Here is a 15,623-nt window from a genome sequence, read left to right as displayed (position 1 = left end):
GCACGGAAGTCTCCTTATCCCCTGGTTCTTACTCAGCCTTGAAGGATTTCAATTCTTTTTCAGTTGAAGGGATCTCGAGTCCGTCCGCGATTTTCTTCTTCCAATCGTCTGTTGCTTTGATGACATCGTCAGAAAGGTTCTCCTTGTGATCCGAGATGCCGACTGCATCTTGCGCCAAACCGTATGTTAATGTTTTGCCGCCCGGGAATTTCCCGTCACTTGCTTTTTTCGTTAAGTCCTCTACGGCTGTATCCACTTTTTTGACCATTGATGTCAGAGTGACATTGTCTTTTGTGCCTTTGACTTGGCCTTCCGCGTACTGGTCTTTATCAACACCGATAACCCATACGTTCCGCTTCGGATCTTCTTTTTTCAGATTTTTCGCTTCTGTGAAGACGCCCGTTCCCGTTGCGCCGGCCGCGTGATAAATGACGTCAACGCCTGATTTGAACATGCTTTCAGCCGTCGCCTTACCGACATCGGCTTTGTCAAATCCGCCCGCATATTTCACTTCGACGGTCGCTTTCGGATTTGCGGCTTGTACACCCGCGCGGAAGCCGATTTCGAATTTTTTGATCAATTCAGACTCCATTCCGCCCACGAATCCGACTTTTCCCGTTTTGCTCGATAGCGCAGCAGCCGCTCCCACGAGGAATGAACCTTCCTGCTCTTTAAATGTAAGGCTCGCCACGTTGTCTTTTTTGACAACGGCGTCAATGATCGCAAAATTGGTGTCTTTGCGCTGATCGGCGATTTCGCTGATGGAATCCTGCATCAGATACCCGACGCCGTAAATCAGGTCAAAGTGTTCCCGCGCTAATTTATTTAAGTTCGTTGTATAATCTGCATCTGATTTTGATTGAAGATAGTCAAAACCGCTTTTGCCTTTTGTAAGCCCGTTGTCTTTTCCGAATGCCTGAATACCTTCCCAGGCGGACTGGTTAAATGATTTGTCATCGACACCGCCGATATCTGTTACCATGCCGACGGTAAAGTTTTTGCTGCCGGAGCCGTTTGCTTTGTCACTTGAACCGCATGCGCTTAATATGGTTCCGGCCGCCGCGATGAGCGCCATCGCCATTCCGATTTTGCGTTTTTTCAAAGATATAACCCCCCTGTAAAATATGGCTGTGCCGTTCAATTCAGACTTGAGTCCCCGTACCGGATGCAGAATCGAAAAAACTTTCTGATAATAATGATGAGACGTCTCTCTTTTTCCCGCCTTGAGCGGCTGTCTCTTCCGGGTTCGGGACTTATGACTTATCTGAAAAGATCTGCTAACCAATCATAATTTATCATTTTACCCGCCATAAATAAATAGAAATTTGCTTATTTTTTAAAAAATATCAATTTTATGAATCGGCTTCCTCATCTGGATAAAACAGAGGAGGAACAGCCGGGTCATTATCCTTATATAGCATACAAAAAAGGAATCTCAAGCCTTTTGTCACGGGATATGACAGTAAAAAAGCACCGTTCACAGCGGAACGGCGCTTTTTGACATTATAAATATTGTTTGATGCTGCTGACATTGCCGGTGTTGATATGATATTGGAAGACGGGTCTGCCGATCGTGCCGTACGCCATTTCTACATTCAGCACTTGTATGTCTTCCAGAAATTTAAGGTATTTCCGGATGGAGACTTGCGAGATTTCAGTATGCTTGGCGAGATCTTCTGTGGTAAAAGAGCCGTCACCGAAAGACTCAATGCTCGCCCAGATGAGTTTAAGCGTGCTTTTTGTCAATCCCTTCGGAAGGTGAACCTTTTCCGCCGCTTCTTTCTTTTGAAAAAGCTCGGCATCCAATTCTTTCTGTGTCATGCTTCTGTGTGATTGATAAACTTTCTGCTTGCGTCTGTAGTCGGAAAGAGCGGTTTGAAAGCGGTCAAATTCAAATGGTTTGATTAAATAATCGACGGCGCCGTACCGAAGCGTTTTTTTGATGACGTCCAGCTCGCTTGCGGCCGAAATGACGATGACATCAACCGATTCATTTTGTTTGCGGATTTCCGTTAAAAGCTCAAGCCCGTTTTTTCCCGGCATGTAAATGTCAAGAAGGATGAGATCGATATGATGCTCGCTCAGCACGTGCAGCGCGCTTTGAAAGGATGATGCGATCCCTTTCAGCTGAAATCCTTCAATCTGGCTGAGATAGCGTTTATTTAATTCACCCACCATGGGGTCGTCTTCAACTATGAGTACATTAATCATCATTTTCCTCCTTCGGTTCATACGGAATGCGAAGACTGAAAGTCGTTCCTTCATTCTTTTCACTTGTCACAATCATATGGCCTTTTAAATTTTCTGTTGCCTGCTGGGTGAAATAGAGGCCGAACCCCCGGTTTGTCCCTTTCGTGGAATAACCTTGTTCAAAAATACGGGCTTGGTCTGCCGCAGACATTCCGGCTCCCGTGTCCGTAATCTCTATATCAAGCTGGCGATCCTGAAACCGCATCGAGCACGTAATGTTTTTTTTCGGCATCTGCGCCACCGCGTCGAGCGCGTTGTTTAACAGGTTTCCGATAATCGTAATGAGCTCATGGATGACGGCTGGATCCGCCGCATTCGGGATCAGGCTGCCGAGCTGAATGTCCAGATCAGCGCCCTGTTCGCGTATGTAGCTTTGTTTTCCTAGAAGAAACCCTGCGAGAACCGGACTTTTGACATCACTTATAATCTCGCTTGTTTCCGTCTTCTGCTGAATGGCAATGTCTTTAATGTAAGTGCCGAGATCATCGTATTCTTTTAACTGGACAAGCCCTAAAATAACATGAAGCTTATTCATGAATTCATGAGACTGGGCTCTTAATGCGTTTGCATACATTTTAACACCGGACAGCTGTTCTGCTAAATGTTTGACCTCCGTTTTGTCCCTGAACGTGGCGATCGCTCCGACGGTTTGTCCTTTCAGATGAATCGGAACCTCATTAAAGACCAGCTCAAGCCCGTTAATGCGGATATCCCTGTCCTGAAGCGGTTTTTTCGTTTCAATCACTTGTTTCAGCCGGCTTTTCGGGAGAATATCGTTCACATCTTGATCGACCGGATTAGTCGGAATACCCATTTTAATAAAAAGCCGTTTCGCTTCCGCATTGGCGAGCTTGATTTTTCCCCGCGCGTCAACCGCCAGAATGCCTTCCTTCGTTGATTCGAGCATGGCGCTCCGCTCTTCCAGGAGGGTGGCGATTTCATAAGGCTCAAGACCGTACATAATGTTTTTGACGGTGCGGGCGACAATGACGGCTCCGATGACGCCGACAAAAATACTTACGCAGATGATGAAATAAAGCGGTCTCAAACTGTGGCTGACGACATCCTGTATTTTGTTAAGCGAAATTCCGACCGAAACGACGCCCACTTGTTTTTTATCTTTTCCATAGATCGGTACGAAGGCTCTCATGGATTTTCCGAGAGTTCCCGCTGATGTGCTCGTTTTGATATGCCCGTGCATCGCCGGCTGTTCATCTCCGCCGGTGAATTTCTTCCCGATTTTATTTGCGTCGGGGTGGGTGAGGCGGATGCTGTTCATATCCATCACCACGACAAATTCGGTTCCTGTCGTATGCTGGACGTCTAATGTATAATCCCGGAGCTCTTTCAGCCCTTTTCTTGTTTGCAATGCCCGCGCGACACTCGGTGTTTCCGCGACCAGCTTTGCGGTGCGCAGCGCGGTCGTCCGTTCTTCTTCTTTCACGCGGTCTGCTGTTTGGACGCTGATCGTGAAAAAGGTGATACAAAGTGCGATAAGGACGACAATACAGACGAAAATCGTTAATCGGGTTTGCAATTTTAATGTTTTTTTCATAACAGCCTTCCTTACGTTTATCATTCCCGCGTTCTACTTTACTCCGAAAAAGCCGGTTTGTGAAGATCAGGCCCTTATTTCGTAAAAGTGAGGAAAAATGGTATTTTTTATCTTGTCAATGTGTTTTAAGTCCTCCATAATAAGTGAGGTAGATTACAGAAAGGGACTTTTTATATGAAAAATACTTATTGGACGGGTTATTTTCCGCTCGTTGCGATTCTGCTTTTTAGTTCGTCATTATCCATTTCTACCTCGCTTTATGTCATGAAGATACTTCAGACGCTCGGCATGTATCAGGGGATGCTGGATTATTTCTCTGAGAAAGGGATCAGACTGGCGCTTTTTGCAGCGTTCGCCCTTGTGTATTTTATGCTTTTTTCGGCTTTGAAGCTGATTGCAAACACAGTGACAGAGCTGTCTCTTTTGTTTTTCACAAATGACCCTGAAGGGGACAATCTGAAAAAAATCAGATTAGGCTCTTTAATTTATGTAGGCGGAGGAATTCTTTCCTTTGCGCTCGTGCAGAATGGTTTTTGGATTGCGGCGTTATTTGCCGTTGTTACGCTCGTTTATTTGATTTTCATGGTGTACAGAATCTATTCGACACTCTCGATCGTTTCGCTGATCGGTTTTATATTGCTTGAGATTCTGTTTTGGTTTACTTTTGTTATCGGTATTTTGTACATCTTTATCAAGCTTTATAATAGCATAATGGCTAGCTTACCTGTGTAAGCTAGCCATTTTTGTTAAGACAGAAATCTGTTTTTGATCTCAGGGGAGGGGAGCATGCATGCTTCCCTTTTTCCGAACCATTTGTAACGGCGCCGGGCGATGAAAGAATAGGCTCTGTCCCTGAGGGGGCGGGGCACTGCGAAAAAAACCGCTGACAGCCGCCAGGCTCCGCGGAGATGACGGGAAACCTTTAACACGGCTGCGGATTTTTTGTATATCCGCCCGTTTTCGATAAAAATCATGCTGTCAAATTGTTCTGTCGGAAGTCCTTCTGATGCCAAAAGCTCCCGGGCGGTATCTGATTGCAATGAAGCAAATGAGATTTTGCCGGCCGGATCGCGTTTAATGATGAATTGAACGGCGCCGTTGCATAAGTTGCAGACGCCGTCAAACAAAAGCACGCGGTCCGGAAGCTGAGCTGGTTTCAAAGCGGATCCCCTCCGTTATCTTTAATAAGCTGCCTGCAGCGTGTTTTTCCAGATCGAAAGCTGAGGGCTTGCGTCATGAAGGTATTCGACGCTTGACGGTGTATCCTTTCCGACCCATACCCCCATCGTATAAGCGTCCGTCAGGCCGACAAACCACATATCGTGATAGTCATTTGACGTTCCTGATTTTCCGCCGACGTACGGAGCTTTAAAGTTCGCTTTTTTTCCTGTTCCGCTTTTGACGACGGCTTTCATCATTTCTTTGATCTGCATGTTGGTCCGCACGCTGAATACCTGCGTCGGCTCATCTTTCCATTTTAATATCGTTTTTCCTTTTAAATCAGTCACTTTTGTAATCGCGTGACTCGGCGTATAAACGCCGTTGTTGCCGAACGTGGTGTACGCATTGGTCATTTCAAGCGGAGTCATGCCGTTTGTAAAACCGCCAAGCGCCGCAGGCAGACGGTAATCCGCGCTGACCAGCTTCGCGAAATGAAACGGTTCAAGGTAGCTGAACGCCTTATTGACGCCGACGCGGTCCATGATTCTGATGGCCGGTGTGTTGTACGAGTATTTAAACGCCGTTTCCAGCGTGACCGTACCGTACGTGCGGTTATTGTAGTTTTGCGGGCAGTAATCCGCACTGCAGAATTTGCTTGCGTCAATCTTGCTGTGTGGCGTTGCGCCGGTCTTTTCAATGTAAGGTCCGTAATCAAGCAGCGGCTTAATGGATGAACCGGGCTGTCTGTATGCCTGATAGGCACGGTTGAAATCATATTTATGATAATCTTTCCCGCCTGAAAGCGCGATAATCTGATGTGTCTGATGATTAATCACGGCCGCTCCGCCCTGGACGCCTGCATACGGCAGATTTTGATTCACTTGGGCGACGACCTGGTTTTGCATATACGGATTCAGCGCCGTATAAATCTTTACGCCGTCTTTTAACAATGTGCTGACTCTGTCTGAAAGCTCACTCTGTATTTTTTGTTTCGCCTTTCCGGAAGCTTTTTCAAGACGTTTGTCATAGCCTTCGGATGATGAAACAAGCTGTGTGAATTCATCATTTACATAGGAAACATAGTCAGGATATTTATTTGTTTTTTCGTTTATATCAAGCTTGATCTTTTCCTTTTCGGCTTTTTTCAGCTGTTTCCCGGATATAACGCCTGCTTTTTTTAATCCGTTAAGCAATCTGACTTGTCGTTTTTTCGTATAATCAAAATGCTTGAGAGGATCATATAATGTAGGGTTATTAGGGATGGCGCAGATAAAGGCCATTTCTCCCAAAGTGAGAGATTTCAGCGGCTTGCTGAAATAAAATTGTGCCGCCGAACCGACACCGTATACGCCGTTATTAAAATAAATCGTATTTAAGTAGCCTTCTAAAATCTCATCTTTGCTGTATTTTTTCTCAAGCTGATAGGAATAGGCCAGCTCCGTCAGTTTTCGGCTGAAGGTGCGTTCATGGCTTAAATACACATTCCTTGCCAGCTGCTGGGTGATGGTGCTGGCGCCCTGATCAATTTTATGATCTTTGAAATTGGAGGCGGCCGCCCTGACCATCCCCATAAAGTCAAACCCTTTATGCTCATAAAAATGACGGTCTTCAGAGGTTAAAAACAGTTGTTTTACCTCATTCGGTATTTTATTAAAGGGCACGATCACGCGGTTCTCATGATCGCTGACAATCTCAGAAACAAGGCTTCCGTCCCTGTCATACATGTAACTGTTTTGAACCAGGTTTATCGCTTTTAAATCAATATGTTTATCGAGCACCTGATCAAAAGGCTTGATTTGTTTTACCTCTTTGCCGGAAGCAATAACTGTAAATGCACACAACGGGATAATGCCGAGCAGCAAAATCCATCCGATTATTTTACGTACCATGGTCACTCTCTTTTCTCCTGATTTCTAGCCATATCGTATCATTCTTTTAAGAATACGAGAAGGTTAAATTTAGAAGAAATCGTGATCGCTGCCGGTCAGCCCGCATTTGACGCTGTATCCTTTTGCAGATGTCCCGCCATCCATAAGAGCCCCGCGCCTATTAAAAAGAGAAAGGCGGTGACGTAGAAAGCAGCCGAAATGGAAAAACCGCTTGAGACCGCACCTCCGAGCAGAGGGCCGAGCACATTTCCGAGAAAACGAAAGCTGACGTTATAGCCGAGCACCTCTCCCTGGATGCTGCCCGGCGCCCTGACGCGGATTGCGGCCGTAATGCAGGGGAGCGTGCCGCCCATGACCATGCCGAACAGAAATCTGAAGACTAACAGAATGGAGAGGGAGGAGGCGAGCGCCTGCGGAATGAAAAACACCGCTGAGGCAATCAAAAGCACGATTAAGATCCGGCTGTGGCCGAAGCGGTCGCCGAAGTCCCCCCATTTCCGGGCAAGCAGTAAGCTTCCGAGTCCGGTAGCTGAAAACGCCATTCCGGAGAAAAAGGCTAAATTAACAGGTCCGTGCAGCTCATTGACATATAAAGCGAGCAGCGGCTGGATGCTGAAATTGCCGGTCTGCACGATCATAGTAAGCACCATCATCGCCCAAAGCGCGGGCTGGTGAAAAATATAGGAGAGCACCTGTTTTCTGGAATAGGTTTTCCGCTTGTTTTGTTTCTCGCCGAGCGGCTGCTCATTGACCTGAAATAAAACGAGAAGCACGGACGCGAAAATGACAAAAGACGTAATAAAAAATGTGTACGTAAACCCGAAGCTGTCAGCGAGCAGCCCGCCCAGCATCGGTCCGAATAAAGTGCCTGACACCTGACCCATCTGCAGCGTGCCGAGCGTCTTCCCGGCAGTCTCTTTCGGCGTCTGCGCCGAAATCATGGCAAGCGATGTCGGAACAAACCCTGTTACTAGACCCATAAGCAGCCGCAGGACAAACAGCTGATAAACGGATGTCACAAACCCCATCAATAAAATGCTGACGGCAATGCCGGTTCCTGTAATCAAGAGAATTTTTTTGTAGCCGCGCTTATCGCCGAATCTTCCCCAAAACGGGGAAATCACAAACGCCATTAAAAACGTGACGCCGAACACATACCCGCTCCATCTCTGCACATACCCGCCCGAATGGGGGCTGATCGTTTCGATATATAACGAAAGAAACGGAACAATCATGGTCATGCTGGCGGAAATAAAGAAATTTGTAATCCAAATGACGACGAAGTTCTTCTTACGGACAGAAATAACATCACCTTCTTTACTTTTCGTGTATCTAATCATTAGTATATAGGAATGAATCCGGTATTTGTATTTTCGATGCGGATATAGGAAAATTCATTATTTTTAGAAAATGAAGAAAGTTTCAGAGGGGAAACTGATATACTATCATAAAATATCATTTTTGATCGGAGGAAAGGCAGGTGTAAAAAAAGTGGATCAGCGCAGTCTGCTCATTATTGATTTTGAATTTACAATGCCTGACGGAAAATACAGCCCGCAAAATTTCTTTCCCGAGATTATTGAAGCGGGGATTGTCAAGACGGTGAATGATGAAGTGACTGAAACGTTTTCGAGTTATATCAAACCGAAAAAATTTCCGAAGCTGACGAAACGATGCAAAACCTTTCTGAACATCACCCAAAAAGACGTGGACGGCGGAATCACGTTTAATGAATTCATCCGCAAATTAAATGAGCTTGATCCTGATAAAAACTGCACGATCGTCACCTGGGGCAATATGGATATGAAAGTGTTAAAGCAAAATTGCATGTTTAACCACATCCCTTTTCCGTTCAAAGGAGAACTTCGGGATCTGTCCCTTGAATACAAAAACTTCTTCGGCGACAGAACATTGACCGGCCTTTGGAAAGCGGCAGAAGAGTATGGCGATAAAGGGACGGGCACGCATCATAAAGCGCTGGATGATGCGCGGACGACATACAAATTATTCAAGCTTGTCGAGCGGGATAAACAATATCTTGAAAAACCGAAACCTCCGACGATCGGTGATCGCGTCGATCTGACTGAACTGTTTCGCCGGGCCACATAAAAAAACCCAATCATGCCGACTGGGTCAAGTTCTTTTAAAATAGTCACGCTCTAACGCGGCCAAGTTGGCAAGCGAACGTTCCGCCCATTCTGAGCCGTCCGCTGTAAGCTGATCTTTCAGCCGGGCAGACGCCGCTTGTAAGGAAGCCGTATAATCAGGCACCTCGCCATCAAACGGTTTGACCATCTGATGCGGTATGTTTGTCTGTTCCCCGAATGCAAGCGCTCTTCTTTCATGAAAAAACGGAACATCCGCCTGCTTCGGATGATGAAGATCTCCTTGAGCGGGATGCGTCAGAACGGCTTTAATTTTCACTAAATAGTGATTGGGCCTGACGTCTGTCACTTCCCCTATGTATGCTCCTGTTTTATAAAACCCTTTTACGATTGTGCCGATGTCAAACGTATTCATAGCGTTCACCTCTCTCTAGTTATTCTATAAAAGATCAACGCGGTTGGCTAGTGAACAGCTGCCGGAAGCCTGACTGAGGCCGTTGTGCCCGAGTGCTCGCCGCTGGTGAAACAGACGGAGCCTTCATGATGCTGAATAATCGAGAATGTCACGGTAAGCCCGAGCCCGGTGCCGTTCGTTTTCAGCGTATAATATGGCTTGCCGAGTTTCTGCAGTTCTTCATCGGACATGCCGATTCCGTTATCCGTAATCTGAATGAGAATTATCTCTTCCTGTTTTTGGACGGAGACCTCGATTCGGCCGTTTTCAGAGGGCACGGCTTCAATACTGTTTTTAATCAGATTAATGAAGGCCTGTTTCAGTTTTTTTACATCGCCGAACACATATAAATCAGGCTCGCTTCGAACCGTAACGGTCACCGATTTAAAATTGGCATAAGACTCCATTAAGGAACCTGTTTCCTTTACGAGCAGAGAAATATCAAACTTTTCTTTTTCATAGTCATCCTGCTTCGCCATATCGAGATAATTCGTAATGATCGTCTGAGCCCGGTCGAGTTCGGACAGCACAAGTTTCTGATATCCGGAGTGGGATTTGTCCTGAAGCTGCTCGCCGCTGAACAGCAGCTGCACAAAACCTCTGACGACCGTAAGCGGATTGCGGACTTCATGGGCGACGCTTGCCGCAAGCTCGCTGACGACGGCCATTTTTTCTGAGTGAATCAGCCTTGCCCGCATGGACGCATTCTCATCAATGATCTCAATCAAATAAATGCACAGCAAAAGGGCGCTGACTTGAAAAAAAACAGATACTGCCGCCTCATAATAAACGGAAGATAGATTTTGAAAATTGAAAATATTGGTCGCGGAATAGATGAAGACAGATGCGGTTAATAAGGCGGTTTCAGTGCAGCCGATGAGAAGAGCGAAAAGCAGTTTCTTCCGCTTTGAAAAAAAAGGCCATTTCGTTTGGAGCTGGATAGGGATGATGATTAAAAAAGGAATTAAGGATAAGAAAAAAAGAGCGGAAGGTTCAAACCATATGAGCTGAAAAAAAACGGATGCCGCCCCTGCGGCAAGTCCTGCGGCGGTACCGGAATAAAGCAGGCAGACGATAATGGGAATCAGCTGCAAACCGTAACGGACGGAATGAAGCTCCTGGATGGGAAAAGCCGTACATAATAAGGAAGATGACGCTGCAAATACGGCGACCAGCAGGCGGTTCGCTCTCGGCACAAGCAAATCGGGCTTGCTGAGCCAGAAGACTTGATAAAGAAAAATAGGGAATAAAATAAAAGAGAAGTGAAGCAGGTAATCCTTTACAATCTCCATTTATGCGAAATCCTTTCCTATGTAAATATGAATCTATTATAACATCTTTACCGGAAAAAAAAGTATATATTTCTCTAAAGCGAACGCCCTTATCTCATCTGATAAAGGCGTTCTTTCCGCTGCTAAGCGAACGCTGCTTTCATTCTCTCAAGCCCTTCTTTTACGGCGGCGGCTGAACAGCCGACATTAAGTCTCATAAATCCTTCGCCGCCCGGTCCGTATTTTGTTCCCGGCTCTAATATGATTTTCCCTTTTTTGAGCATTCTTTCTTTGAGCTCGGCATCCGAAAATCCGTATTCGCTGAAATCCATCCAGATCAAATAGGAAGCGTCAGGCTTCATCATGCGGACTTTCGGCAATTCTTTTCTTAAAAAGTCCTCAGTCAATTTCATATTCCCTTCAATGTAAGGAATCAGCGCGTCAAGCCAAGGGCCTCCCTTTGTATAAGCCGCTTCAATTGCTGCAACCGCAAATGTGTTAAGGCTGGAAATTCCGTTCTGATGCAATGCGGCGGAGAATTTCGCCCGCTTATACCGATCGGGAATGATAATGGCGGATGCCTGAATCCCGGCAATATTAAACGTCTTGCTCGGCGCGACACAAGTAACGGAAATCCGCGCAAACTCCTCAGACAGAGAAGCGAAAGGCGTATGCGGCTTTCCGTACAGCATCAAGTCGGAATGTATCTCGTCAGAAACGACGGTAACGTTATGGGCGGCGCACAGCGATCCGAGCTTCATAAGCTCATCCCGGCTCCACGCTCTGCCGGACGGATTGTGGGGATTACAAAGAATCATCAGCTTGACCTCAGAATCGTTCAGCTTTTTCTCAAGATCCTCAAAATCCATACAGTAGACGCCGCTTTCTTCCCGTAACGGGTTATGTAAAACCTGCCGTTTGTTTTCCTTGATCATCTGATAAAAAGGCGTATACACCGGTGATTGAATCAACACCGGATCGCCCGGTTCGGTAAAGGCTTGTACGGCCATGCTGATTGCCGTGACAACACCGGGACTGAACGCGATGTTTGCGGGATCGGGCCGGTAGCCGTGCCGCGTCTCAAGCCATGAAGCGACGGCTTCTCTTGTGTTTTCGTCAGGAGACGTGTAACCGAATATGCCGTGGTCAAGGCGGGCTTTTAAGGCGTCAGTGACCGCTTCGGGAGCGCGGAAATCCATATCGGCAACCCACATCGGAAGCGCATCCGATACGCCGAATAACGCTTCCGCCTTGTCCCATTTCACCGATTGTGTGCCAAGACGGTTTTCTCGAAGATCAAAGTTCATGTATGTCACTCCTGTAGTATCATTATTTTGCACAGCGTATCTATGATAAAATAGAATTGCAAACTTTATTATAAGCGGTGATGAAAATGGAAGAAAGCCAAGCGGTCATGGAAATGATGAAAATCATTGCCAAGTGGGACCCGTTTAAATATGGAGAAGATTTTTATGAGACAGAAGCCGTCGACATCGTTCAGGCCGTCTACAGTGAAGACCGTGCCGACAAGCTGGCAGCAGCCATTCAGGATATCTTTGAAGCTTCATTTGAGCAAAAGCTTCCGATCGAAGGCTGCCAAAAGGCCGCTGAGCAGCTTCTGTTCATAAAAGAAAGCAGCTCCTGCACCCCTTAAAAACCGGCGGTTTCGCCGGTTTTTTTATTGAATAAATTCAAAAATCCGCTCCGAAACAAACTCCGGGCGCTCTTCAGGTACGAGGTGCCCCGTATCCTTGAGTGAATACAGAATGGAATCCGGCAGGTCGTCATGAAGCCGTTTTCCGACTGAGAACGGAACGACACGGTCTTCTTCTCCCCAGATTAAAAGAGCGGGGTTTTGCACTTTCTTCAAATCCTCGGGCTCTAAATCGCCCTCCCTGTGTCTGATAAACCTTGTCATCGCTTTGAAAATCTGGCGGTCTGTAAATGGTTTTTCGTAACCGTCAATCATTTCCTGATCGATAAGCGTCCGGTCGTGAACGACATTTAACAGGTTGTTCAGCACGCCGTCTTTTGAAAGCCAATACTTAAGATACAGGTCAAAACAAGGGAGATGCGTCCCGAATATAATCGACGGGTGCGAGCGCTTTAAATACCCCGAGCTGCACAGCAGGACGATTTTAGAAAAAAGCTCGGGTCTGAGAAGAGACGCGGATAAGGAAATCTGGCCGCCCATTGAATGGCCGATGAGTGCGGCCCGGCTGATACCGAGCTTTTCGAGAAGTCCGATCAGAAGCTTGGCGAGGTTTGCGTAAGTATATACGAATGTCCGTGACTTTTCCGATTGCCCGAAAGGAGGCAGGTCAACGGCGATAATATCATAATGGTTTCTGAGCAGCGGGATCAGTTTTCTGAAGCTGAATGCCGAAGATAAAAAACCGTGTACGCAGACGAGTGTCTGTCTGCCGGGATTTTCATAATGCTCGTAATACAGCTCAACTCCGTCTATCGCGGCCCGTTTAATCGGTGAAACAGCTTCCATGAGAGCCTTCGCCGTCCTTTCTTTGTTGTAATGTAAAGGCTTTTTTGATTGTCAGATTTTAGCTCTGGTTTCTTTCGGGTTTTTCTTAGCATTTGTCGAAAATCGTGATATAATGTCATGAAGATTTTTGATAATGCAAAGGTGTGAAACGTATGAAGCTGACCGAAAAAGAAACAGAAATATTAGAAATTTTAGACGAAAACAGCCGCGTTGATGCGGAAACGATTGCGAAAATGGCAAACATTCCCGCTGAAGAAGTCAAAAGCATCATTGAAAAGCTTGAAAAGGAAAAAGTCATCATTGATTATGCGGCGATGATCGACTGGCGCAAAGTCGACGGTTTGGAAGGCGTCACGGCGATGATTGACGTAAAAGTCACTCCGAAACGAAATGTCGGCTTTGATGAAGTCGCTGAGCGGATATACAGATTCCAGGAAGTTGAATCAGTGTACCTGATGTCAGGGGTGTATGACTTATCTGTCGTTATTCGCGGCAACACGATGTCAGACGTGGCAAGCTTCGTGTCTGAAAAATTGTCCACCCTTGAGTCTGTCGTTTCCACGACAACGCACTTCATCCTGAAAAAATATAAGCATGACGGCAAAGTCTTTGAAAGCGGAGACGATGACAAAAGAATCGTGGTGTCTCCGTAAATGGAAACGAAGACTTCTTATTTATCTGACTACGTGCAGCAGATTAAACCGTCAGGCATCCGCAAATTCTTTGATCTGGCCGCCACGATGGAAGGCGTCATTTCACTGGGAGTGGGAGAGCCTGACTTTGTGACGGCCTGGAACGTGAGGGAAGCGAGTATTCTTTCTTTAGAACAGGGTTATACGGCTTATACGGCAAATGCGGGTCTTTATGAACTGAGAGAAGAAATCAGCCGCTACTTAGATCAGCGGTTCGGCCTGAGTTATTCGCCTGACAGTGAACTGATCGTTACTGTAGGGGCAAGCCAGGCGCTTGATCTCGCTGTCCGCGCCATTATGAATCCTGGAGAGGAAATGTTAATTCCCGAACCGTGTTTTGTCGCTTATGAATCACTCGTGACCCTGACGGGGGCGAAGCCGGTGCCGATTCAGACTGTCGCTGCAAAAGGTTTCAAAGCATCAGCAGCCGATTTTGAAGCGGCCCTGACGGACAAAACAAAAGCGCTGCTTCTATGCTCGCCGTCAAATCCGACAGGTTCCGTCTATTCGAAAGAAGAGCTTGAATCCATCGCTGCTTTCGCTGAAAAACACGACTTGATCGTGCTTGCTGATGAAATTTATGCCGAGCTGACGTATGATGAGCCATTCACGAGCATGGGGGCCATCCGCGGCATGAAGGAACGCACGATTCTTATTTCCGGCTTCTCCAAAGCATTTGCCATGACGGGGTGGAGACTCGGATTTACGGCGGCGCCTCCCGTGATCAGGGATGCCATGCTCAAAATTCATCAGCACGCGATGATGTGCGCGCCTTCCATGGCTCAGTATGCGGCGCTCGAAGGGCTGAAAAACGGCCAGGAAGACGTCGAAAGAATGAAGAAAAGCTATCGGAGACGCCGAAACCTGATTGTGGAGACATTGAACGAAATCGGACTCGGCTGCCACCACCCCGGCGGAGCATTTTACGCCTTTCCTTCCATTCAGTCGACCGGCATGAGTTCAGAAGAATTCGCGGAACAGCTGCTCATTGAAGAAAAAGTAGCCGTCGTTCCGGGGAATGTATTCGGCCCGAGCGGCGAAGGCTACATCAGATGTTCCTATGCGACATCCATTGAGCAGATTCAGGAAGCGCTCGTCAGAATCAAACGGTTTGTTGAAAAAAGGGCATAAAAAAAGATACGAACCCGGTTCGCATCCAAATAAAAGGGGGGAATACTAGAAAGCCTTCGTAATCATAGTATACCCTCCTTTATCTGTGCTTAAACATGATGATGTAAAAAAGTTCTCTTTGCGAAAAACAAACTTGTATGATATAATTTTAAATTGCGTATAATCTGTATTTAATTTAACTTAGGAGTTGTTATGAATGGCAGCAAAATTTGAAGTGGGCAGTGTTTACACTGGTAAAGTAACAGGATTACAAGCGTATGGTGCGTTTGTTGCATTAGATGAAGAAACTCAAGGACTTGTTCACATTTCTGAAGTCACTCACGGTTTCGTAAAAGACATTAACGAACACCTTTCTATCGGTGACGAAGTACAAGTAAAAGTACTTGCGGTTGACGAAGAAAAAGGCAAAATCAGCCTTTCTATCCGTGCGACTCAAGCGGCGCCTGAAAGAAAAGAAAGCAAACCAAGAAAACCGAAAGCGGCTCAAGCTTCTGAAGAAACATCTGCTCCGCAAGGTTTCAACACATTGAAAGATAAGCTTGAAGAGTGGATCGAACAGTCCAACCGCAAAGACCTTATCAAAAAATAATCATTAAAAAAAGCACCGGATATGTA

16 protein-coding genes are annotated in these 15,623 nt (G+C 46.3%); 6 read left to right on the top strand and 10 right to left on the bottom strand.

Going from position 1 to position 15,623, the window contains the following annotated elements; genetic code table 11:
• Positions 1-28 precede the first annotated feature (28 nt).
• The 3 genes from AC3WTF_RS09060 to malK all read right to left on the bottom strand — a co-directional run bounded on the left by AC3WTF_RS09060 (position 29) and on the right by malK (position 3,805).
• On the bottom strand, positions 29-1,102 hold the full coding sequence (locus tag AC3WTF_RS09060) for a BMP family lipoprotein (protein ID WP_047936073.1): 1,074 nt from the start codon (positions 1,100-1,102) through the stop codon (positions 29-31).
• Positions 1,103-1,503: 401 nt separating this feature from the next.
• Complete coding sequence (locus AC3WTF_RS09055) at positions 1,504-2,211, bottom strand: response regulator (protein ID WP_003152077.1); 708 nt, start codon at positions 2,209-2,211, stop codon at positions 1,504-1,506.
• Positions 2,204-3,805 carry a malate sensor histidine kinase MalK gene (gene malK, locus AC3WTF_RS09050; protein WP_012118305.1) on the bottom strand — a complete coding sequence of 534 codons (1,602 nt, stop codon included), beginning with the start codon at positions 3,803-3,805 and terminating at the stop codon, positions 2,204-2,206. Before malK ends, AC3WTF_RS09055 begins: the two co-directional genes overlap by 8 nt.
• A 174-nt stretch (positions 3,806-3,979) precedes the next feature.
• Between malK and AC3WTF_RS09045 the strand changes: the two genes are divergently transcribed.
• Positions 3,980-4,537 carry a YufK family protein gene (locus AC3WTF_RS09045; RefSeq protein WP_007408662.1) on the top strand — a complete coding sequence of 186 codons (558 nt, stop codon included), beginning with the start codon at positions 3,980-3,982 and terminating at the stop codon, positions 4,535-4,537.
• Positions 4,538-4,551: 14 nt separating this feature from the next.
• Here AC3WTF_RS09045 and AC3WTF_RS09040 read toward each other — a convergent pair whose 3' ends face one another.
• From AC3WTF_RS09040 to AC3WTF_RS09030, 3 genes are all read right to left on the bottom strand, one after another.
• A complete protein-coding gene (locus AC3WTF_RS09040) occupies positions 4,552-4,965 on the bottom strand; it encodes a thiol-disulfide oxidoreductase DCC family protein (RefSeq protein ID WP_007408661.1) in 414 nt (137 codons plus the stop codon).
• Positions 4,966-4,986: 21 nt separating this feature from the next.
• Positions 4,987-6,861 (bottom strand): transglycosylase domain-containing protein, encoded by a 1,875-nt coding sequence (locus tag AC3WTF_RS09035; RefSeq protein WP_012118304.1) that lies wholly within the window; start codon positions 6,859-6,861, stop codon positions 4,987-4,989.
• A gap of 89 nt (positions 6,862-6,950) precedes the next feature.
• Positions 6,951-8,195 carry a multidrug efflux MFS transporter gene (locus tag AC3WTF_RS09030; protein ID WP_007408659.1) on the bottom strand — a complete coding sequence of 415 codons (1,245 nt, stop codon included), beginning with the start codon at positions 8,193-8,195 and terminating at the stop codon, positions 6,951-6,953.
• Positions 8,196-8,346: 151 nt separating this feature from the next.
• On the opposite strand from AC3WTF_RS09030, the gene kapD reads away from it, so the two are divergent.
• The gene (kapD, locus tag AC3WTF_RS09025; protein ID WP_003152084.1) at positions 8,347-8,964 is read left to right on the top strand and encodes a 3'-5' exonuclease KapD; all 618 of its coding nucleotides are present in this window, start codon (positions 8,347-8,349) and stop codon (positions 8,962-8,964) included.
• Between the two features lie 24 nt (positions 8,965-8,988).
• Here kapD and kapB read toward each other — a convergent pair whose 3' ends face one another.
• From kapB to AC3WTF_RS09010, 3 genes are all read right to left on the bottom strand, one after another.
• Complete coding sequence (kapB, locus tag AC3WTF_RS09020; protein WP_015418096.1) at positions 8,989-9,375, bottom strand: kinase-associated lipoprotein KapB; 387 nt, start codon at positions 9,373-9,375, stop codon at positions 8,989-8,991.
• A 47-nt stretch (positions 9,376-9,422) separates the two neighbouring features.
• Positions 9,423-10,706 (bottom strand): ATP-binding protein, encoded by a 1,284-nt coding sequence (locus tag AC3WTF_RS09015; protein ID WP_020956263.1) that lies wholly within the window; start codon positions 10,704-10,706, stop codon positions 9,423-9,425.
• Positions 10,707-10,828: 122 nt separating this feature from the next.
• A complete protein-coding gene (locus AC3WTF_RS09010) occupies positions 10,829-11,992 on the bottom strand; it encodes a MalY/PatB family protein (protein WP_020956262.1) in 1,164 nt (387 codons plus the stop codon).
• An 86-nt stretch (positions 11,993-12,078) separates the two neighbouring features.
• On the opposite strand from AC3WTF_RS09010, the gene AC3WTF_RS09005 reads away from it, so the two are divergent.
• Positions 12,079-12,339: a DUF1871 family protein gene (locus tag AC3WTF_RS09005; RefSeq protein WP_003152094.1), complete on the top strand. Its 261-nt coding sequence runs from the start codon at positions 12,079-12,081 to the stop codon at positions 12,337-12,339.
• A gap of 24 nt (positions 12,340-12,363) precedes the next feature.
• On the opposite strand, the gene AC3WTF_RS09000 is transcribed toward AC3WTF_RS09005, so the two are convergent.
• The gene (locus AC3WTF_RS09000; protein WP_119001904.1) at positions 12,364-13,185 is read right to left on the bottom strand and encodes an alpha/beta fold hydrolase; all 822 of its coding nucleotides are present in this window, start codon (positions 13,183-13,185) and stop codon (positions 12,364-12,366) included.
• Between the two features lie 152 nt (positions 13,186-13,337).
• Between AC3WTF_RS09000 and AC3WTF_RS08995 the strand changes: the two genes are divergently transcribed.
• The 3 genes from AC3WTF_RS08995 to yugI all read left to right on the top strand — a co-directional run bounded on the left by AC3WTF_RS08995 (position 13,338) and on the right by yugI (position 15,597).
• Positions 13,338-13,838, top strand: a complete 501-nt coding sequence (locus AC3WTF_RS08995; RefSeq protein WP_003152098.1) for an Lrp/AsnC family transcriptional regulator — start codon at positions 13,338-13,340, stop codon at positions 13,836-13,838.
• Entirely contained in the window at positions 13,839-15,008 is a 1,170-nt protein-coding gene (locus tag AC3WTF_RS08990) for an aminotransferase (RefSeq protein WP_003152100.1), read from the top strand.
• 196 nt (positions 15,009-15,204) lie between these two features.
• A complete protein-coding gene (gene yugI / locus AC3WTF_RS08985) occupies positions 15,205-15,597 on the top strand; it encodes a S1 domain-containing post-transcriptional regulator GSP13 (RefSeq protein ID WP_007408653.1) in 393 nt (130 codons plus the stop codon).
• Positions 15,598-15,623 lie beyond the last annotated feature (26 nt).

It is taken from the genome of Bacillus sp. EB106-06-01-XG163 (assembly GCF_058791615.1).
This window is presented reverse-complemented; position numbering and strand designations above follow the sequence as displayed.